This is a genomic window from Geodermatophilus sp. URMC 65, from assembly GCF_053502545.1.
Genome location: NZ_CP199954.1, coordinates 3,919,327 through 3,938,446, shown reverse-complemented (window position 1 = coordinate 3,938,446; position 19,120 = coordinate 3,919,327). Strand labels below are relative to the sequence as shown.

General features: G+C 75.4%; 20 protein-coding genes. 6 read left to right on the top strand and 14 right to left on the bottom strand.

The genetic code is table 11. From position 1 onward, the window contains the following. Positions 1 to 10: 10 nt before the first annotated feature. Positions 11 to 1,144, bottom strand: coding sequence for a transcription termination factor NusA (gene nusA / locus ACWIX7_RS19105; protein ID WP_448617992.1), 1,134 nt, complete (start codon positions 1,142 to 1,144; stop codon positions 11 to 13). Next, positions 1,141 to 1,734 (bottom strand): ribosome maturation factor RimP, encoded by a 594-nt coding sequence (gene rimP, locus ACWIX7_RS19100; protein WP_448617991.1) that lies wholly within the window; start codon positions 1,732 to 1,734, stop codon positions 1,141 to 1,143. The genes nusA and rimP overlap by 4 nt, the downstream gene beginning before the upstream one ends. Before the next feature lie 220 nt (positions 1,735 to 1,954). Here rimP and ACWIX7_RS19095 point away from each other — a divergent pair, with 220 nt between their 5' ends. Together ACWIX7_RS19095 and ACWIX7_RS19090 are read left to right on the top strand one after the other, a co-directional pair. Further along, on the top strand, positions 1,955 to 2,440 hold the full coding sequence (locus ACWIX7_RS19095; RefSeq protein WP_448617990.1) for a hypothetical protein: 486 nt from the start codon (positions 1,955 to 1,957) through the stop codon (positions 2,438 to 2,440). Between the two features lie 15 nt (positions 2,441 to 2,455). Continuing rightward, a complete protein-coding gene (locus ACWIX7_RS19090) occupies positions 2,456 to 2,911 on the top strand; it encodes a ferritin-like domain-containing protein (protein ID WP_448617989.1) in 456 nt (151 codons plus the stop codon). A 99-nt stretch (positions 2,912 to 3,010) separates the two neighbouring features. Here the strand turns inward: ACWIX7_RS19090 and ACWIX7_RS19085 are convergent, their stop codons facing one another. The 5 genes from ACWIX7_RS19085 to dxr form a co-directional block, all read right to left on the bottom strand. Further along, the gene (locus tag ACWIX7_RS19085) at positions 3,011 to 4,855 is read right to left on the bottom strand and encodes a penicillin-binding transpeptidase domain-containing protein (protein WP_448617988.1); all 1,845 of its coding nucleotides are present in this window, start codon (positions 4,853 to 4,855) and stop codon (positions 3,011 to 3,013) included. 230 nt (positions 4,856 to 5,085) lie between these two features. Continuing rightward, positions 5,086 to 5,949, bottom strand: a complete 864-nt coding sequence (locus ACWIX7_RS19080; protein ID WP_448617987.1) for a GNAT family N-acetyltransferase — start codon at positions 5,947 to 5,949, stop codon at positions 5,086 to 5,088. Positions 5,950 to 5,972: 23 nt separating this feature from the next. Next, entirely contained in the window at positions 5,973 to 7,133 is a 1,161-nt protein-coding gene (gene ispG, locus ACWIX7_RS19075) for a flavodoxin-dependent (E)-4-hydroxy-3-methylbut-2-enyl-diphosphate synthase (RefSeq protein ID WP_448617986.1), read from the bottom strand. A 64-nt stretch (positions 7,134 to 7,197) separates the two neighbouring features. After that, complete coding sequence (locus ACWIX7_RS19070; protein ID WP_448622168.1) at positions 7,198 to 8,520, bottom strand: M50 family metallopeptidase; 1,323 nt, start codon at positions 8,518 to 8,520, stop codon at positions 7,198 to 7,200. A 52-nt stretch (positions 8,521 to 8,572) separates the two neighbouring features. Further along, positions 8,573 to 9,769, bottom strand: a complete 1,197-nt coding sequence (dxr, locus tag ACWIX7_RS19065) for a 1-deoxy-D-xylulose-5-phosphate reductoisomerase (protein WP_448617985.1) — start codon at positions 9,767 to 9,769, stop codon at positions 8,573 to 8,575. A 71-nt stretch (positions 9,770 to 9,840) separates the two neighbouring features. On the opposite strand from dxr, the gene ACWIX7_RS19060 reads away from it, so the two are divergent. Both ACWIX7_RS19060 and ACWIX7_RS19055 read left to right on the top strand, forming a co-directional pair. Further along, positions 9,841 to 10,167, top strand: coding sequence for a DUF2631 domain-containing protein (locus ACWIX7_RS19060; RefSeq protein ID WP_448617984.1), 327 nt, complete (start codon positions 9,841 to 9,843; stop codon positions 10,165 to 10,167). 52 nt (positions 10,168 to 10,219) lie between these two features. Further along, complete coding sequence (locus ACWIX7_RS19055; protein ID WP_448617983.1) at positions 10,220 to 10,606, top strand: hypothetical protein; 387 nt, start codon at positions 10,220 to 10,222, stop codon at positions 10,604 to 10,606. 4 nt (positions 10,607 to 10,610) lie between these two features. On the opposite strand, the gene ACWIX7_RS19050 is transcribed toward ACWIX7_RS19055, so the two are convergent. The 3 genes from ACWIX7_RS19050 to ACWIX7_RS19040 all read right to left on the bottom strand — a co-directional run bounded on the left by ACWIX7_RS19050 (position 10,611) and on the right by ACWIX7_RS19040 (position 13,909). Continuing rightward, a complete protein-coding gene (locus ACWIX7_RS19050) occupies positions 10,611 to 11,327 on the bottom strand; it encodes a VIT1/CCC1 transporter family protein (RefSeq protein ID WP_448617982.1) in 717 nt (238 codons plus the stop codon). Continuing rightward, positions 11,324 to 12,481 (bottom strand): 23S rRNA (adenine(2503)-C(2))-methyltransferase RlmN, encoded by a 1,158-nt coding sequence (gene rlmN / locus ACWIX7_RS19045; protein ID WP_448617981.1) that lies wholly within the window; start codon positions 12,479 to 12,481, stop codon positions 11,324 to 11,326. The genes ACWIX7_RS19050 and rlmN overlap by 4 nt, the downstream gene beginning before the upstream one ends. A 72-nt stretch (positions 12,482 to 12,553) precedes the next feature. Beyond that, complete coding sequence (locus ACWIX7_RS19040; RefSeq protein WP_448617980.1) at positions 12,554 to 13,909, bottom strand: hypothetical protein; 1,356 nt, start codon at positions 13,907 to 13,909, stop codon at positions 12,554 to 12,556. Positions 13,910 to 14,034: 125 nt separating this feature from the next. Between ACWIX7_RS19040 and ACWIX7_RS19035 the strand changes: the two genes are divergently transcribed. Next, on the top strand, positions 14,035 to 14,799 hold the full coding sequence (locus ACWIX7_RS19035) for a polyphosphate kinase 2 family protein (RefSeq protein WP_448617979.1): 765 nt from the start codon (positions 14,035 to 14,037) through the stop codon (positions 14,797 to 14,799). Here ACWIX7_RS19035 and ACWIX7_RS19030 read toward each other — a convergent pair. After that, positions 14,792 to 15,433, bottom strand: coding sequence for a TrmH family RNA methyltransferase (locus ACWIX7_RS19030; RefSeq protein WP_448617978.1), 642 nt, complete (start codon positions 15,431 to 15,433; stop codon positions 14,792 to 14,794). The genes ACWIX7_RS19035 and ACWIX7_RS19030 overlap by 8 nt on opposite strands. 59 nt (positions 15,434 to 15,492) lie before the next feature. Here ACWIX7_RS19030 and ACWIX7_RS19025 point away from each other — a divergent pair, with 59 nt between their 5' ends. Next, positions 15,493 to 16,683, top strand: coding sequence for a GNAT family N-acetyltransferase (locus tag ACWIX7_RS19025; protein ID WP_448617977.1), 1,191 nt, complete (start codon positions 15,493 to 15,495; stop codon positions 16,681 to 16,683). Here ACWIX7_RS19025 and ACWIX7_RS19020 read toward each other — a convergent pair. From ACWIX7_RS19020 to pyrH, 3 genes are all read right to left on the bottom strand, one after another. Further along, on the bottom strand, positions 16,650 to 17,693 hold the full coding sequence (locus tag ACWIX7_RS19020) for a phosphatidate cytidylyltransferase (RefSeq protein WP_448617976.1): 1,044 nt from the start codon (positions 17,691 to 17,693) through the stop codon (positions 16,650 to 16,652). The genes ACWIX7_RS19025 and ACWIX7_RS19020 overlap by 34 nt on opposite strands. 19 nt (positions 17,694 to 17,712) lie before the next feature. Beyond that, the gene (frr, locus tag ACWIX7_RS19015) at positions 17,713 to 18,270 is read right to left on the bottom strand and encodes a ribosome recycling factor (protein ID WP_448617975.1); all 558 of its coding nucleotides are present in this window, start codon (positions 18,268 to 18,270) and stop codon (positions 17,713 to 17,715) included. Positions 18,271 to 18,341: 71 nt separating this feature from the next. Then, positions 18,342 to 19,091, bottom strand: coding sequence for a UMP kinase (gene pyrH / locus ACWIX7_RS19010; RefSeq protein WP_448617974.1), 750 nt, complete (start codon positions 19,089 to 19,091; stop codon positions 18,342 to 18,344). Positions 19,092 to 19,120: the final 29 nt, after the last annotated feature.

The window sequence follows — 19,120 nt, the reverse complement described above, 5'->3', positions numbered from 1 at the left end:
ACCCTGCACTCTAGCGCGCTGAGGGCCCCGGGTGTTCCGGGCTCCGGCCACCGGGTACCCGACCGGGGCGTGCGCCCACGCCCGGGCCCCCGGGGCGGCCGCCGCGCACGGCCGGTGCGCCCGAGCGCAGCGGCGCCCGTCCGACGCCCGGCGAGGGCGTGGCGTCGTCGGGCTGGGCGTCGCTGCGGATGTCGATCCGGCAACCGGTCAGCCGCGCGGCCAGGCGGGCGTTCTGGCCCTCCTTACCGATCGCCAGCGACAGCTGGTAGTCGGGGACGACGACCCGCACGGCCTTCGCCTGGCGGTCGACGAGCTGGGCGCTGGAGACCCGCGCCGGGCTCAGCGCCGAGGCCACGAAGGTCGCCGGGTCGTCGGACCAGTCGACGATGTCGATCTTCTCGCCGTGCAGCTCGCTCATGACGTTGCGCACCCGCTGCCCCATCGGGCCGATGCAGGCGCCCTTGGCGTTGAGCCCCGCCACCGAGGTGCGGACGGCGATCTTCGAGCGGTGGCCGGCCTCGCGCGCGACCGCGACGATCTCGACGCTGCCGTCGGCGATCTCGGGGACCTCGAGGGCGAAGAGCTTGCGGACCAGGTTCGGGTGGGTGCGCGAGACGGTGACCTGCGGGCCGCGGTAGGTGCGGGCGACCGAGACCACGTAGGCCTTCAACCGGCTGCCGTGGGGGTAGCTCTCCCCCGGCACCTGCTCGGCCGCGGGCAGCACCGCCTCGACCTTGCCGATGTCGACGAGCACCGTGCCGCTGGCGTTGCGCCGCTGGTCGGCCTGCACGATGCCGCTGACGACGTCGCCCTCCTTGCCCGCGTACTCGCCGAAGGTCTGCTCGTGCTCGGCGTCGCGCAGCCGCTGGACGATGACCTGCTTGGCGGTGCTGGCCGCGATCCGGCCGAAGTCCTGCGGGGTGTCGTCCCACTCGCGGACGACCTCGCCGTCCGGACCGAGCTCCTGGGCGAGCACCGCGACCTCGCCGGTCTTTCGGTCGACGTGCACCCGCACGTGCTTGCTCGCGCCGTCGGCGTGCCGGTACGCGGTCACCAGGGCCGTCTCGATGGCCTCGATGACCGTGTCGGCCGGGATGCCCTTCTCCCGCTCGACCGCCTTGAGGGCGGTCACGTCGATGTTCACTGTCCTCCTCCGTCGTCGTCCGCGGGATCCGGCTGCGCGGTGGCGTCCTGGGGCTCCCCGTCCGCCCCCGGCTCGTGCCGGCCGAACTCCACCTGCACCCGTCCGGTGCCCAGCTCCTGCCACGGCACCTGTCGCCGGGTGGGCGGCCGCTTCTTCGCCCCGGGCTTGCCCTTCGCCTCCACCGCGAGGGTCACCCCGTCGCCGACGACCTCCAGCACCCGCGCGGTCACCTGCTCGGCCGAGCCCGCGGGGCCCACGGCCACGGTGACCAGCCGCCCGGTGTTGCGCCGCCAGTGCCGCGGCTCGGTGAGCGGCCGGTCGACCCCGGGGCTGGTGACCTCCAGCACGTAGGGGGCGCTGCCGAACTCGCCGTCGTGCTCGTCGAGGGCCGTGGACACCGCGCGGCTGACCTCCGCGACGTCGTCGAGGGTCACGCCGGCGTCCCGGTCGACCACGACGCGGACGATGCTGCGCCGGCCGGCGGGGGTGACGACCAGCTCCTCGAGGTCGTAACCGGCGGCCTCGACGACCGGCGCGACCAGTCCCGCCAGCCGAGTGGCGACGGGGTCGGTGCGGGGGGCGGCGGACACGGCTCCCTCCCTCTCCTGGGCTCGGTCGGCGGCACGCGCACGGTGGTCCGGAGCCGGTGTTCCCGCCCGCCGGGGGGACGGCGGACACGCCGTCGGCCCGGAACCGGGCGGAGGGTCAGATTACCGCTCCGCCCGCGGGTCCGAGACCGGGCGGCCGGGGAGGAACCCGCCCGCCGTGTGCTTCCGGCCCGGCGGAGGCCGGGCTGAGAGGATGGGGCTGATGGCACCCCTCGCTCCGCCCGCTCCCGCGGGCTTCCCCCGTCGCGCCTTCCTCGCGGCCTCGGCCGGGCTCGCGCTGCTGGCCGCCGGCTGCACCGCGGGCTCCTCGGGCGCCCCGGCGGTGAGCACCGAGGAGGCCGACCGGCTGGCCGGCCAGGTCGCCGTCCAGGAGGCGGTGGTCGCGGCCTACGCCGTGGCGACGACCGCCGATCCCGCCCTGGCCCTGAGCGACCTGGCCGCGCAGGCCGGCGAGCAGCTCGACCGGCTGCGCGCCGCCGCGCCGTCCTCGACGTCGTCGCCGGCCGCGTCCTCCTCCGCACCGCCGCCCCCGCCGCCCGGCGGGGACGTGCGCACCTGGCTGCGTCAGCAGGTGGCCGGCGCGGCCGCCTCCCACGCCGCGGCCTGCGCCCGGCAGACCGGCGCCCGGGCGGCCCTGCTCGGGGCGGTCGCCGCGGGGCTGCGCGGGCACGAGACGGCACTGGCGTGAGCGGAGGACGGGCACGTGGCTGACGACGGCGTCCTCGACGAGCGCACCGAGACCGCGGCGCTGCGCGAGGTGCTGGCCGCCGAGCACGCCGCCGTGTGGGGGTACGGCGCGGTGGGCGCGGCGCTGCCGCCGGACGCCCGCGAGCCCGCGGTGGCCGGCGACATCGCGCACCGGGACGTCCGCGACCGGCTGGTGGCGCTGCTGGACGCGCGCGGCGCCGACCCGGTGCCCGGCCAGGCCGGCTACACCCTGCCCTTCCCGGTCCTGTCGGCGGTGGACGCCGCCGCGCTGGCCGTCGTCCTCGAGGAGGGCGTGTCCGCGGCCTGGGTCCGGCTGCTCGACCAGGCGACCGAGCCGTCGGTGCGCGAGCTCGCGGTCGAGGAGCTGGGCACCGCCGAGGTGCGCGCTGTCGGGTGGCGCACCGCCGCCGGCCGGACGCCGGTCACCAGCGCGTTCCCCGGACTCTCCTGAGCCCCTCGGCCTCCCTGCAGGTCGAAGGACCCCCTCCTCCCCACCGCTCGCACGCTCGCGGCGGGCCCCAGGACGATGCCGAGGAGTGGGGGTCGGTCCTCACCCCAGCCCGCCGAGGAAGGCGTCGGTCACGTCGACGGCCACGCTGCTGGACTGCCCCGTCTCCACCAGGACGGCGAAGGCCAGGTCGCCCTGCGGTCCGCCCAGCTGGTAGCCCATGAACCAGCCGTGGGCGTCGGGCGGGGTGTTGGTGCCGAACTCGGCGGTGCCGGTCTTGCCGTAGACCTCGCCGCGGTCGGCCAGCCCGCTCGCCGTCCCCGAGAGCACCACCTCGCGCATCATCGGCCGCAGCGCGTCGAGCACGGCGGGGTCCGGGCCGGCGGGGACCTGTCCGGCTGGCTCCGCGCCGACCACCTCGACCGGCGCCGCGGCGGTCCCGCTCGCGATCCCCGCGGCCACCAGGGCCAGCTGCGCGGGGCTCATCAGCACCTGGCCCTGGCCGATGGCGTTGGCCGCCTTCGTCGTCCCGGTGCTGTCCGCGGGGACCTCGCCGCTGAACACGTCGACCGGCAGCTGCCAGTCGGTGCCCACGCCGTAGGAGGCGGCGGCGCCGGCCAGCGCGTCGTCGGGCAGCTGCAGCCCCTGCTGCATGAAGGTCGTGTTGCAGGACTCGGCGAAGGCCTCGGTGAACGGGACCGTGCCCAGGTCGAACTGGTCGGCGTTCTCGAACTCGCGCCCGTCGACGACGAAGGTGCCGGGGCAGGCGACCGGCGTCTGCGGGGTCAGCGTGCCGGTGGCCAGGAGTGCGGTGGCGGTGATCGTCTTCATGCTCGAGCCGGGCGGGTACCGGCCGGCCAGGGCGTTGCCCGCCGCGGCCGCTTCGTTCGAGGACACCGCCAGGACCTCCCCCGTCCCGGGCCGGACGACGACCAGGTGGGTCGGCAGCTGCTGGGTGGCGACGGCGGCGTCGGCGGCGGTCTGCACCTCGCGCACCAGCGGCGTCTGCACCGGCCGGCCCGGCACCGGCCCGACCGCGTCGATCTGACGGCCGGGGTCCCCGGTGGCCTCGTCGGTGCTGACGACGGAGACGGTGAAGCCGGGGGTGCCGGTCAGCTGCTCCTGCAGGGCGCGCTGCAGCCCGGACAGGCCCAGCTCGTCGCCGGCGGCGTACACCTGGGTGCCGTCCTCCGCGGTCTCCTCGATCACCTCGGCGGTCGCCGGGCCGACCCGGCCCAGCAGGGCCGAGGCGAAGCGGGGGCTGGGGGCCAGCAGCCGGGTGTCGGTGGGGAACACCGCGCCGGGCAGGTCGAAGACCTGCGCGCGGATGGCCTCGAAGTCCGGACGGCGCAGCGTGATGACCGGCACGAACTGGCCCGCGGGCGCGGCCTGGACGTCGGCGACGATCTCCTCGGCGGGGATCCCGGTGGCCGACGACAGCCCCGCCGCGAGCGCCGGCAGGTCGGTGACCTGGGCGGGGTCGACGCCGACGTTGACGACCTCGGTCGGGGCGAACAGCGGCTGCCCGGCCGCGTCGGTGATGTCGGCCCGCTCGGGCAGCTCGCGCTCCAGCAGCAGGCGCTGGCCCTCGCCCAGCTCCGGGTGCACCAGGGCCGGCTCCGCGACGACGTCCCAGCCCTCCTCGGCCTCCTGCAGCCGCAGGATGGCGGGGTAGCTCCAGTCCGGGGCGGCGGCGAGGTCCCAGGTGGCGGTCCAGTCGACGGTGGCGGTGCCGTCCTCGACGGTCACCGGCCCGACCTCCGGGCTCAGCACGGCCTCGGGCAGGTCGGTCGCGGTCTGCCCGAGCAGGGCGGTCGCGACGTCGGGGTCCGTGGTGGCACCGGCGGCGGCCGCGGTGTCCCCGGCCGCCCAGTCGGCGAGGAAGGCCTCGGCCGCGGAGCGGACGTCGTCCTCGGCGTTGCCCGAACAGGCCGCCAGCACCGGCACGGCGAGCAGTGTGAACGTGGACCCCAGGACCGTCCCCCGACGTGTGCGCACGGGGAGACAGCGTTCCAGACGAGGACGTCGATCCCCGGGAGGCCGATCCCCACCGGTGACGTACTGGAACGGCCTCCCTGCAGGGTCCCGCCGCTGGCTCCGTCCCGAGCTCACTCCGAGCGTGCGAGGAGTGAGGAGGACGGGGTCCTCACATGACGGGGGGCAGGGAGGTCCTCCCGTCAGAACAGGACGCTGGCGAACTGCCCGACCTCGCGGAACCCGACCCGGGCGTAGGCCGCGCGGGCGGAGGCGTTGAAGTCGTTGACGTAGAGGCTGACCACCGGCGCGATCGCGGTGCGCGCGTACTCGACGACGGCCGCGGTGCCGGCGGCGCCGATGCCGCGGCCGCGGTGGGCGGGGGCGACCCAGACGCCCTGCACCTGGCAGACGCCGCGGGAGACCGCGCCGATCTCGGCCTTGAACAGCACCTGGCCGCCCTCGATCCAGGCCAGCGACTGGCCGGCGCGGACCAGGTCGGCGACGCGGGCGCGGTAGGCCACGCCGCCGTCCACCCGCAGCGGGCTGACCCCGACCTCCTCGGTGAACATGGCCACCGCGGCCGGCAGCAGGACGTCGAGCTCGACCGGCCGCACCGGGCGCACCCGAGGCTCCGGGGCGATCGCCGGCGGGCCTTCGATGGCCAGCAGCGGCTGGTGGGGCCGGTGGTCGCGGGGCGGTCCCCAGGAGGGCTCCAGCAGCCCCCACAGCGGGTCCACGGAGGCGGCCGGGCCGACGATGGTCGAGCAGCGCCGTCCGGCGCGGCGGGCGCGCTCGGCGAAGGCGGCGGCCGCCGGGCGCTCGGCCCCCGGCAGGGCGAACGGGATCAGGTTCGCCCCGGCCAGGCAGATCGCGTCCAGCGAGCGCCCGCTGTCCAGACCCCACAGCGGGGCGCCGAGGGCCGCGGCGGAGGTGCCGACGGCCTCGACCCGCCCGGCGATGACGCAGGCCGCCACCGGGTCGCTGGCGAGCAGGGCACGGACGGCGGGCTCGTCGGTCTCGTCGAGGACCCGCGCCGTCGGGGTGGTGGGGTGGGTGGAAGACACCGGCGAGCGCAGCACCGGACCGGTCAGCTGACGGTGACGACGGGCGGGCCGGACGGCGTGCCCTCGTCGACGACCTCACCGGCGAGGCGCATGGCCTCCTCGATCAGGGTCTCCACGATCTGCGACTCGGGCACGGTCTTGATGACCTCGCCCTTCACGAAGATCTGCCCCTTGCCGTTGCCCGACGCCACCCCGAGGTCGGCCTCGCGGGCCTCGCCCGGGCCGTTGACGACGCAGCCCATGACCGCCACCCGCAGGGGCACCTCGAGCCCGTCGAGGCCCGCGGTCACCTCGTCGGCCAGCGTGTAGACGTCGACCTGGGCGCGGCCGCACGAGGGGCAGCTGACGATCTCCAGGCCGCGCTGGCGCAGGTTCAGCGACTCGAGGATCTGGTTGCCGACCTTGACCTCCTCGGCGGGCGGGGCCGAGAGGGAGACGCGGATGGTGTCGCCGATGCCCTGGGAGAGCAGCGCGCCGAAGGCGACGGCGGACTTGATGGTCCCCTGGAAGGCCGGGCCGGCCTCGGTGACGCCGAGGTGCAGCGGGTAGTCGCACTGTGCGGCCAGCAGCTCGTAGGCGCGCACCATGACCACCGGGTCGTTGTGCTTGACCGAGATCTTGATGTCGCGGAAGTCGTGCTCCTCGAACAGCGAGCACTCCCACAGCGCCGACTCGACCAGCGCCTCGGGCGTGGCCTTGCCGTACTTGGCCAGCAGCCGCTTGTCCAGCGACCCGGCGTTGACGCCGATCCGGATCGGGATGCCGGCGCCCTTGGCCGCCCTGGCGATCTCGCCGACCTTGTCGTCGAACTTCTTGATGTTGCCCGGGTTGACCCGGACGGCGGCGCAGCCGGCGTCGATCGCCGCGAAGACGTAGCGCGGCTGGAAGTGGATGTCGGCGATGACCGGGATCTGCGACTTCCTGGCGATGATCGGCAGCGCCTCGGCGTCGTCGGTGTCCGGGACGGCGACCCGCACGATCTGGCAGCCCGAGGCGGTCAGCTCGGCGATCTGCTGCAGCGTGGCGTTGATGTCAGCGGTCTTGGTCGTCGTCATCGACTGCACGCTGACCGGGTGGTCACTGCCGACGCCGACGTCGCCGACCATGAGCTGACGCGTCTTGCGCCGGGGAGCGAGGACGGGCGGGGGTGCTGCGGGCATGCCGAGACCGACGGGGATGGCCATGACCACGAGTATCGCCCTGTGTCACAGATCGGTGCCGGTGACGTGGGGCGGAACACCTCCGCGGCTACTGCAGGGTGATCGGGTTGACGATGTCGGCGATCAGCAGCAGGCCCGAGAGCACGACGAACAAGCCTGCGACGGCGTAGGCGACCGGCATCAGCCGGGCGATGTCGAACGGGCCGGGGTCGGGCCGGCCGCGCAGCCGGGCGACGACCGAGCGCGCCTTCTCGTACAGCGCGCCGGCCACGTGCCCGCCGTCGAGCGGGTAGATCGGCAGCAGGTTGAACAGGAACAGCACCAGGTTGATGCTGGCCAGCAGCTGCAGGAACGTGCTGACCTTCTCCAGGGTGGTGAGCTGCGGGATGGAGAAGACCTCGCCGGAGATGCGGCCCACGCCGACGACGCCGATCGGCCCGTTGGGGTCGCGCTCCTCCCCCAGGAACGCCGCGCGGAACAGCTGCGGGATGCGCTCGGGGATCTCGACCAGCCGCTCGACGGCGTTCGTCAGGATCATCCCGAAGTAGCCGGGGATGGCCGAGGCGTCCTGCCGGGCCAGCTGTCCGCTCGGCGAGATCCCGAGGTAGCCGGCGGTCGTCGTCCCCTCGGTGGCGTCGGTCGGGTCGGCGTAGACGGTGTTGGGGATCGGCGTGACGGTGAGCTGCTGTCGTGCCCCGTCCCGCTCGACGGTGAGGTCCAGCGGCTGCCCGGGGCTGGTGCGGATCGCCTCCTGCATCCGCGTCCAGCTGTCGTACGCCGTCGGGTCCAGCGGCTGACCGTCGATGGCGACGATCGTGTCCCCGGGGCGCAGGCCGGCGGCCGCGGCCGGGCTCTGCTGGGGCAGCGCGCAGCCCGGCGTCCCCTCGGCGCAGGTCTGTCCCTGCGGGTCGATCGGCACCGCGCACGGGTCGGTCTCGCCCTGGGTCACGGCGTCGGCCGGGAGCACGCAGGCCGGGACGGTCCGCACCGTCGTCGTGAACACGCTGGTGCCGACCACGGTCAGCAGCACGCTGAACAGCAGCACCGCCAGCACCAGGTTGTGGAAGGGGCCGGCGAACATCACGATGACCCGCTGCCACCAGGGCTTGGCCCAGAAGACCCGCCCCGCGTCGCCGGGGCGGACGTCGTCGAGCGCCGCGCCGCGGACCTCGGCGATGAACGAGCGCATGCGGGTCGCCCGCTTGCTCTCGTTCTCCTCGGCCGGCGGGATCATCCCGATGATGCGGATGTAGCCGCCGAGCGGTACGGCCTTGACGCCGTACTCGGTCTCCCCGCGCGTGCGGGAGAAGACGGTCGGGCCGAAGCCGACCATGAACTGCGGCACCCGCATGCCGAACTTCCGCGCCCAGAAGAAGTGCCCGTACTCGTGGAAGGCGATCGAGAACAGCAGTCCGAGCGCGAAGAGGACGATGCCGAGGACGGTGAGGAGTGCTCCGCTCAGTTCAGCCTCCGGCGATGACGCCCCGGGCGTGCTCCCGGGCCCACTTCTCCGCGGCCAGCACGTCCTCGACGCGGGTGGGTGCGCCGAGGTCCGGCGCGTCGTCGAGGGTACGCGCGACGAGGTCGACGATGCCCCGGAACGGCAGGCGACCCGCCAGGAAGGCCGCGACCGCCTCCTCGTTGGCGGCGTTGTAGAGCGCCGGCACCACGCCCCCTGCCTGACCGGCGGAGCGGGCCAGCGACACGGCGGGGAACGCCTCGTCGTCCAGCGGGGCGAACTCCCAGCTGCTCGCCGTCGACCAGTCCAGCGCCGGTTGCACGCGAGGCAGCCGGTCGGGCCAGGCCAGGGCCAGCGCGATCGGCAGCCGCATGTCCGGCGGGCTGGCCTGGGCGATGGTCGCGCCGTCGGCGAAGGTCACCATCGAGTGCACGATCGACTGCGGGTGCACGACCACGTCGATCTCGGCGAAGGGGACGTCGAAGAGCAGGTGTGCCTCGATGAGCTCCAGGCCCTTGTTGACCAGGGTCGCCGAGTTGATCGTCACGACCGGGCCCATGTCCCAGGTCGGGTGCGCCAGCGCCTGCTCGACGGTGACGTCGGCCAGCTCGGCGGCGCTGCGGCCGCGGAACGGCCCGCCGCTGGCGGTGAGCACCAGCCGGGCCACCTCGCTGCGGGCGCCGCCGCGCAGGCACTGCGCCAGCGCCGAGTGCTCGGAGTCGACCGGCACCAGCTGCCCGGGTGCGGCCGCGGCGGTGACCAGCTCCCCGCCGGCCACGAGCGACTCCTTGTTGGCCAGCGCGACGGTGCGGCCGGCCCGCAGCGCCGACAGCGTGGGCCGCAGCCCGATCGAGCCGGTGATGCCGTTGAGGACGACGTCGGCCGGGCGGGCGGCGAGCTCCTCGGCCGCCCGCGGGCCGGCGAGGATCTCCGGCAGTGCGAACTCGCCCCTCGACCAGCCGCGCTTGGACGCCGCGGCGTAGAAGGCCAGCTGCAGGTCCTGGGCGGCGGTCGCCCGCGCCACGGCGACGGTGCGGACGCCGAGGGACAGCGCCTGCTCGGCCAGCCGGGCGACGTCCCCGCCCCCGGCGGCCAGGCCGGTGATCCGCAGCCGGTCGGGGTTCTGCTCGGCCACCGCGATCGCCTGCCGGCCGATCGACCCGGTGGAGCCCAGCACCGTCACCTCGCGCAGGTCGCTCACGGGCGCATCCTCCCCGACGCGCCGCCCTCCCTCGGTGGGTGCCGCCGACGGGGTGCTGGCAGGATGGTGGTGTGAGCGAGCAGACCCACCGCGAGCGCATCTCCGTGGACCACCCCGCGACCGGGCGGGTCAACCAGCCCAACCGCGAGGAGGGCGTCGTCCGGGCCGGGGCCCAGCCCGTCGAGCACGAGCGCCCCGAGGACTGGGGCTGGCACGGCGAGACCGGCAGGTGGGGCCGCGTCGGTGCGGTCATCGCGACGCTGTTCATGCTGGCCTACCTGTTCGGGAACCACGAGGGCCGGATCGAGGACATCTGGGTGGTGTCCATCGCCGCCGTGATGATCCTGATCCTGCTGCTCGACTGGCGACGCCGCCGCAACGCCTGGCGCGCCAAGTAGCCGCGAGCACCCGAGAGGCCCGTCCCCTGCTGCAGGGGGCGGGCCTCTCGTCATGCAGCACGTCGACGGGCGCACCGCGCTGGCCCTGGTCCGCTCCCGGCACCCGCAGCACCTCGTCGACGGGGCCTGGACGCCGGTCCCGGCCGACCCGGACGGACGGGCGTCGGCCGCCGGCACGGTGCTCGGGGCGCTGGTGGACTCCGTCCGCGGAACGGTCGTCCGGCCATGGCGGCTGCAGACCGTGGGGTGGGCGACCACCGGGGCACTCACCGTCGACCCGGGGACCTCCCTGACCGATCTCGCCGCGCTCGCCGGCGCGGACCTGTCGACGGCCGAGGTGGTGCCGAGCGACCTCCGGGACAGCGCCATCCCGGTGGCTCTGCCCACCGCTGGAACGCGTGCTGCGATCGAGGCCGCCGGCCTCTCGTGCAGCGGCTGACGGGTCAGCTGACGCCGACGCCGATCGCCAGCCCGACCGCGTAGGTGACCCCGGCCGCGACCGCGCCGAAGAGCAGCTGGCGCGCGGCGGCGTACCACCAGGGCCGCGGCGTGAAGCGTGACGACAGCGCCCCGGCCACGGCGAGGCCCACGGCGCCGCAGATGAGCGCGGCGGCGAGCACGGAGAAGCCCAGCAGGTAGGGCAGCAGCGGGATCACCGCGCCGGTGGCGAAGGTGAGGAACGAGGAGACCGCCGCCGTCCACGGCGAGGGCTTGTCGGCCGGGTTGAGCCCCAGCTCGGCGACCACGTGCAGCCGCAGTGCGGTGTCGGGGTCGCGGTGCAGCTGGACGGCGACCTGCTGGGCGAGGTCGGCGTCCACGCCGCGGACCCGCAGCATCTGCACCAGCTCGGCGAGCTCGCCGCGCGGGTTGCGCTCGAGCTCGCGGCGCTCCTTCTCCACCTCGAGGTCGAGCTGCTCGTTCTGCGTGCGCACCGAGGTGTACTCCCCCAGCGCCATGGAGATGGCGCCGGCGACCAGGCTGGCCACGCCGGACAGCACGATCGCGCGGGAGGAGGCGCCTCCGCCGCCGACGCCGGCGACCAGCGCGGTGTTGGTGACCAGCCCGTCCATGGCGCCGAAGACGGCGGCCCGCAGCCACCCGCCGGAGACGTCGGCGTGGCTGTGCTCGTGCGCCTCCGCCGCCGGCGCCTCCGAGCTCACTCGTCCGCCTCGGCGCCCAGCTCCACCGGCGGCTCGAGGGACGGCGCGGGGACGGCCACGGTGGGCACGCCCTCCACCCGGTCGGCCGCGGCGAGCTGACCGCACGCGCCGTCGATGTCCTGGCCGCGGGTGTCGCGGACCGTCGTCGGCACGCCGTGCGCCCGCAGCCGCGCGACGAACTCGCGCTGCGCGGGCAGCGGGCTGGCGTCCCAGCGGCTGCCCGGCGTCGGGTTGAGCGGGATGAGGTTGACGTGCGCCCGCCGGTCGGCGAGCAGCCGGCCGAGCAGGTCGGCGCGCTCGGGCTGGTCGTTCACGTCGCGGATGAGTGCGTACTCCACCGAGTACCGGCGGCCGGTGCGCGCGGCGTAGGCGTCGGCGGCGTCGACGACCTCGTCGACCTTCCAACGCGTGTTGATCGGCACCAGGGTGTCGCGCAGCTCGTCGTCGGGCGCGTGCAGGCTCACCGCGAGGGTGACGTGCAGCCCCTCCTCGGTCAGCCGCCGGATCGCCGGGACGACGCCGACGGTGGAGACGGTGATCGAGCGCTGCGACAGCCCCAACCCGTGCGGCGCGGGCCTCACCAGGGCGTCGAGGGTCTTGCGGACGCGCGCGTAGTTCGCCAGCGGCTCGCCCATGCCCATGAAGACCACGTTGGACAGCCGGCCGGGCCCGCCGGGGACCTCACCGTTGGCCATCGCCGCGGCCGCCGCGACCGCCTGGCCGACGATCTCCGCGGCCGAGAGGTTGCGGGTCAGCCCGTTCTGGCCGGTGGCGCAGAAGGGGCAGGCCATGCCGCAGCCGGCCTGGCTGGAGATGCAGACGGTGGCCCGGTCCGGGTAGCGCATGAGCACGCTCTCGACCAGCGCTCCGTCGTGCAGCCGCCACAGGGTCTTGCGGGTGCGGCCGCCGTCGGCGCTCAGCGTCCGCACCGGCGTGAGCAGGCCGGGCAGCAGCGCGCCGGTGAGCTCCTCGCGCACCGCGGCCGGCAGGTCGGTCATCTGCGCCGGGTCGGTCACGCCCCGGTAGAAGTGCCGGGCGAGCTGGTCGGCCCGGAAGGCCGGCTGGCCCAGCTCGGTGACCGCGGCGCGGGCCTCCGCGCGGGTGAGGTCGGCGAGGTGGCGTGGCGGCTTGCCCCGGCGGGGGGCCTCGAACACGAGAGGGAGGGCAGTCATGGCATCCCCATGGTCCCACCCCGGGGCTCCCGTCGGCCCGGCCCGCGGGTGAGATCACGCTCCCGGCGGGCCGGTCCCCTCCGTCGGCAGCGGGAGCTGCGTGGGCTCGGGCACGTCGGACGGCGTCTGGGTGGGGTCGCCCTCAGGAGGTCCCGGCTCCCCCGGCTCCGCGGGATCCTCCCCCGATCCACCCGAGTCCTCCGGGGCCGGCGACTCGGGTGCGGTCGGGGGCTCCGGATCGCCGGTCTCGTCCTTCTCCGTCGACTCGTCGGGGGCGTCGCCCGCCGTCTCGTCGGTGCCGGTCCCGTCCGGCGTCCCCACGATCGGCGCACCGGTGACCGGGATGGCGTCCGGTGCGGACTCGGGGCCCTCGGGCTCCGAGGGGGCGACGACGGGGACGACCGCATCCGTCGTCCCGGGAACGGCGACCGGCACGGCCGGTGCCGGGGTCACGGCGGGGCGAGGAGATGTCACGACCGCGGCCCGCGGCGGTGTCCTGGTCACGGCATCGGACCGCGGGGAGCCAGGACCGGCAGGCGCCGGCGGCCCGGGCGGCGGCGGTGCCACCGTCGTCGCGGGCGGGGTTCCCGGCGAGGGGGCCGGCGTCGGTCGAGGGGTGGCGCGGTCGGACACCGCCGGTGCGGAGGTGGTCGGCGCGGCGACGTCCGCGGCCGGGACCGGGGTGTCGGACCCGGGTGCCAGCAGCGACGCCGCGGCGACCGCCCCGGCAACGAGCAGGCCGGCCGCCACCGAGAGCGCGCGTCGACGCGACGGGGCTCGGGCGCCGACGACGACGCGGACCGGCGCCGGCGCCGGCTGCAGGAACGCGTCGATCGCCTCGGCCGGCTCGGCCGGCTCGGCGGGCTCGGCGGGCTCGGCCAGCTCGGCCGGCTCGGCCGGCTCGGCCGGCTCGGCGGGCTGGGCCGGCCCGGCGGTCACTTCCGCCGGCCAGGCAGCCGCGGTGGCGGATCCGGCCGGCCCGTCGTCGGGGTCTGCGGTCGGGAGGTCGCCGGCGGGGACCTCAGCCGGTGCCAGGTCCGGCTCGGGGGCGCGCTGGTCCTCCGCGTCCGGCGCGTCCGGCGCGTCCTCGACGTCCGGCTGGTCCTCCTGGTCCGGCTCGCGCCCGGCGTCCGGCGTGGGGTCGGCGTCCGGCGTGGGGTCGGGATCCGGCTGCCCGGCGTCCGGCACGGGGTCGGTGTCCGGCTGCCGGCCGTCGGGCTCGGGCTCGGGGTCCCCGGCTGCCGGCCCGCGGCCGGCGTCCTCGACGGGCGGGGTCCCGCCCGGCTCGTCGCCCAGCCACTCGGGCAGCCAGGCGTCGTCCCAGTCGGCCGGGTCGGGCGTCTCGTCGGGAGCGCCGGGATCGGCCGGGACCGGCAGCTGGTCGACGTCGTCCGGATGACTGGAGCCCATGTCCTCCCCTGCCTCGCCGGGTGCGGTGCCGTCTCCCTGTCATCGGCAGCCGCAGCCCGGGACAGCACCTGGCACGCCGCGGGTTCGCCAGGTGAGCCGCGCCACGTCCTGCCACGCTGGCCGGCATGAGCCGGCTCGCCGAAGTGGACCTGACCCTGCGGTTGTCCAAGGACGAGGAGGCGAAGCAGCTCAAGGCCGCGCAGAAGCGGCTGGTGCACCTGCGCCTGCTCCTGGGTGGACAGATCGGCCCGGGCGAGATCGGACCGCCGTTGCTCGTGCTGTTCGAGGGCTGGGACGCCTCGGGCAAGGGCGGCGCGATCAAGCGTCTGGTCGAGCGGCTCGACCCTCGCCACGTGCGGGTCGCCCAGTTCGCCGCGCCCACCCACGACGAGAAGCGGCACCACTTCCTGTGGCGCTTCTGGCCGGTCCTCCCCGGCTGGGGCGGGATGGCCGTGCTCGACCGCACCTGGTACGGGCGGGTGCTCGTGGAGCGGGTCGAGGGCTTCGCGGCCGACGACGCGTGGCGCCGCGCCTACGGCGAGATCGCCGACCTGGAGTCCAGCCTCGCTGACGAGGGCACGGTGATCGTCAAGTTCTGGATGCACCTCTCGCCCGAGGAGCAGCTGCGCCGCTTCGAGTCCCGCCGCGACGACCCCTACCGCGCCTGGAAGCTCACCGACGAGGACTGGCGCAACCGCGAGAAGCGCCCGGACTACGAGGCGGCGGTCGAGGAGATGCTGGAGCGGACCGACACCCAGGCAGCCCCCTGGCACGTGGTCGCCGGGGAGGACAAGCGGTGGGCGCGGGTGGCGGTCGTCCGCACGGTCTGCGAGGCCGTGGAGGCGGCGCTGCGCGCCCGGGGCATCGACCCGGACCCCCCGCTCACGTGAGGCCCAGCCGGGCGTGCTGCCGGATCCAGGCGTGCATGGCGATGCCCGCCGCCACGCCGGCGTTGATCGACCGCGTGGAGCCGAACTGGGCGATGGAGACGGTCATCGAGGCGGCCGCGCGGGCCTCCGGCGTCAGCCCCGGCCCTTCCTGGCCGAACAGCAGCACGCACCGCTCCGGCAGGTGGGCGGTCTCCAGCGGGACGGCGCCGGGTCCGTTGTCGACGGCGACCAGCGTCAGCCCCTCCCGCGCGACGTGGGCGGCCAGCGCGCCGACGTCCGGGTGGTGGCGCAGGTGCTGGTAGCGGTCGGTGACCATCGCCCCCCGGCGGTTCCAGCGACGGCGACCCACGATGTGCACCTCAACGGCCAGGAACGCGTTCGCCGTCCGCACCACCGTCCCGATGTTGAGGTCGTGGCCGAAGTTCTCGATCGCGACGTGGAACGGGTGCCGGCGGGCGTCGAGGTCGGCGACGACCGCCTCGACCCGCCAGTAGCGGTAGCGGTCGGCGACGTTGCGCCGGTCGCCGTGCGCGAGCAGCTCGGGGTCGTAGCGCGGGTCCCCGGGCCACGGCCCGGGCCAGGGACCGACGCCCACCGTCGTCCCCCACTCCGTCGGGCCCGCCTCGCCGTCCACGCGGCCGATCGTCTCCCACGCACCGGACCGCCGTGCGCTCCGGGGCAGGATCGGCGGACGTGACCGACGGCGTCCTCGTCCACCTCACCGACCCCGCGGCCTGGCGGGCGGCGCTCGACACCGGGGCGCTGCGCCCGCCGTCCCTGGCCGGGCAGGGCTTCGTGCACCTCTCCACACCGGAGCAGGTGCACCTGCCGGCCGGGCGGCTGTTCCCCGGACGGCGGGACCTCGTGCTGCTCGTCGTCGACCCCGCGCGGCTGACCGACCCCGTGCGCTGGGCCCCCGGCGTGCCCGGCGACCCGCCCGGCATGCGCTTCCCGCACCTGCACGGCCCACTGCCGACCAGCGCCGTCGTCGCCGTCGTCCCGTACCGGCCGCCCGTCGAACCGGTGCTCCCACGGCCGGACGACGCGCTCGGCCGCGCGCGGGCGCTGTCGCTGTCGGTGCGGACCCGGCGGGCCGCCGAGGTGCGCGACGTCCCCAGCGGGGTGGCGGTGCTGGACCCGCGGTTCCCGTACTCCCGGGACGACAACCGGCTGGTCCTGTCGCACCCGGTCGACGCCGGCACGGTCGCGGCGAGTGCGGCCGCGGTCGCCGCCGACGCGGGCTGGCCGCACCTCGCCGCCACGCTGGCCTGGTCGGGTGCGGACGACGTGGCACGCGAGCTCGCCGGTCACGGATGGCGGGCCGAGGAACTGGTGGTGATGGCCCGCCCGGCCACGCCACCGCTCCCGGGACGCCGCGCGGAGGCCGTCGACCAGCGCGAGGTGCACGACCTCTGGGAGCGTTCGTGGCGGCGCGACCTGCCGACCGCGGAGGCCGACCTGGACGAGGTGGTGGCCCAGCTGATCGGCCGGGAGCACCGCAACGACCGGGTCGTCGCCGTCACCGACCTCGCCGTCCGGGAGGAGGGGCGGGTCGTCTCGGCCGGCCAGCTGCGCGTCGACGGCGCCACCGCCGCCTTCGAGTCGATGAACACCGACCCCGCGACCCGCGGACGCGGGTACGGCGACGCCGTCCTGGCGGCCGCGCTGGACCTCGCCGCCGAGCGCGGCTGTGACCTGGTGGTGCTGGAGGCCGACGCCACCGACTGGCCCCGGCACTGGTACGCCCGCCGCGGCTTCGCCGTCGTGGGGACGAACTGGGAGGTGACTGCGGCTCCCCTGCAGGGTCCCGCCGCGAGCTGGCGAGCGGTGGGGGGCAGGGGGGTCCTTCCTCAGGCCGGCGCGACGACCGACAGCAGCAGGTAGGCGACGGCGGCCGAGGGCAGCAGCGAGTCCAGCCGGTCCATGATGCCGCCGTGGCCGGGCAGCAGCTGCCCCATGTCCTTGATGCCGAGGTCGCGCTTGATCAGCGACTCCCCCAGGTCGCCGGCGGTCGCGCTGACGGCCAGGGCGACGCCGAACAGCACCCCGCCCCACCACGGCCCGCCGAGGGCGAGGGTGACGATCGGCGTGGCGACCAGCACGCAGGCGACGATCGAGCCGGCCATCCCCTCCCACGACTTCTTGGGACTGACCGACGGCGCCATGGGGTGCTTGCCGAAGAGCACGCCCGCGGCGAAGCCGCCGACGTCGTTGCCGACGACGGTGGCGATGAAGGCCAGCACGCGGGCCGCGCCGTCGTCCGGGACCAGCAGCAGGACGGCGAACCCGGCGAGCAGCGGGACGTACAGCGCCACCAGGACGCCGGCCGAGGCGTCCCGCAGGTAGTCGTCGGGACCGTCCCCCAGCCGCCACAGCAGGACGGCGAGGACGGTGAGCAGGAACGCCACCACGAGCCCGGAGGCGCCGCGGGTCCAGGCCAGCGCGATCATCGCGACCGCGCCGACGAGCAGGGGCACGAGCGGAGCGCGGACGCTCCCGGCCTGCAGCGCCCGGGTCAGCTCGACGACGCCGGTGAGGATCGCCGCACCCAGCACGAGCAGGAACGCCGGTCGGTAGACCAGCAGCGAGACCAGGATGACCGCGCCCAGCCCGAGGCCGACGCCGATGGCCGCGACCATGTCCCGACCGGCGCGGCCGGGCTTCCTCGCCGGTGTCGGGACCAGGTCGGGGCCGACGGACTCGGTCGTCGACGTGGGGGGCTCGGTCTGCGTGGTCCCCGGCTCGCGCCCGGACGGCCCGGCGGTCGCCGGCTCCGGCACGGGCAGCGGTGCCGTCCGCAGCTCGGTGACCGCCCGCGGCGGCAGCGGCGGCGGAGGCGGGGCCGGGCGCCGGCCGACGAGCGGGATCGGCCCGGTGTCGGGGTCGGGGGTCATGGCAGGGGGTCCGGACGGCTCACACCTCGAGGAGCTCGGACTCCTTGTGCTTGACCGCCTCGTCGATGCCGTGCACGTGCTTGGCGGTCAGGTCGTCGAGCTCCTTCTCCGCGCGGCGCACGTCGTCCTCGCCGGCCTCGCCGTCCTTGGCGATGCGGTCGAGCTCCTCCTTGGCCCGGCGGCGCACGTTGCGGATGGCGACCTTGGCGTCCTCGCCCTTGGAGCGGGCCTGCTTGACCAGGTCGCGGCGGCGCTCCTCGGTCAGCTGGGGGAACACCACGCGGATGATCTGACCGTCGTTGGTCGGGTTGACGCCGAGGTCGCTGTCGCGGATGGCCTTCTCTATGGCCGACAGCTGGCTGGTGTCGTAGGGCTTGATCACCGCCATGCGGGCCTCGGGCACCGTGATCGACGACATCTGCGGCACCGGCGTCGGCGAGCCGTAGTAGTCGACCAGGACCTTGTTGAACATCGACGGGGCGGCGCGCCCGGTGCGCACCGAGCCGAGGTCCTCGCGCGCGACCGACAGGGCCTTGTCCATCCGCTCCTCGGCGTCGAGCAGGGTGTCGTCGATCACGGGTCTCTCCTCCTGGTGCGGCGGAGCACTCCGCCGCGGGTGCGGGTCTGCGGGCTGACCGACTGCGGCGCTCAGGCCGGGTCGCTGATCAGCGTCCCGATCCTCTCACCTGCCACGGCACGGGCGATGTTGCCGTCGCGCAGCAGGTTGAACACGACGATCGGCATGCTGTTGTCCATGCACAGGCTGATGGCCGTCGCGTCGGCGACCTTGAGCTGCTTGGCCAGCACGGTGCCGTAGTCGAGGTCCTCGTACATGACCGCGTCCGAGTTGGTGCGCGGGTCGTCGTCGTAGACGCCGTCCACCCCGTTCTTGGCCATGAGCAGCACCTGGCAGCCGATCTCGAGGGCCCGTTGCGCGGCCACCGTGTCGGTCGAGAAGTAGGGCATGCCGGCGCCGGCGCCGAAGATGACCAGCCGGCCCTTCTCCAGGTGCCGCACCGCCTTGCGCGGGATGTAGGGCTCGGCCACCTGGCCCATCTCGATCGCCGTCTGCACCCGCGTCTCCAGGCCGACCTGCTCGCAGAAGGCCTGCAGGGCCAGGCAGTTCATGACCGTGCCGAGCATGCCCATGTAGTCGGCGTGCCGGCGGTCCATGCCGGCCTGGGACAGTTCGGCCCCGCGGAAGAAGTTGCCGCCGCCGACCACAACGGCGACCTGCGTGCCGCCGTGGACGACGTCGGCCAGCTGGGTGGCGATGCTCTGCACGATGCCGGAGTCGACGCCCACCTTGCCGCCGCCGAAGGCCTCACCGGACAGCTTGAGCAGGACCCGCTTGTAGCCCGCGCCGTCGGCGGGCTGGAACGCGGTGGGGGCGGACATGGGCGCGGACGCGCTCGGCGCGGCGGTGT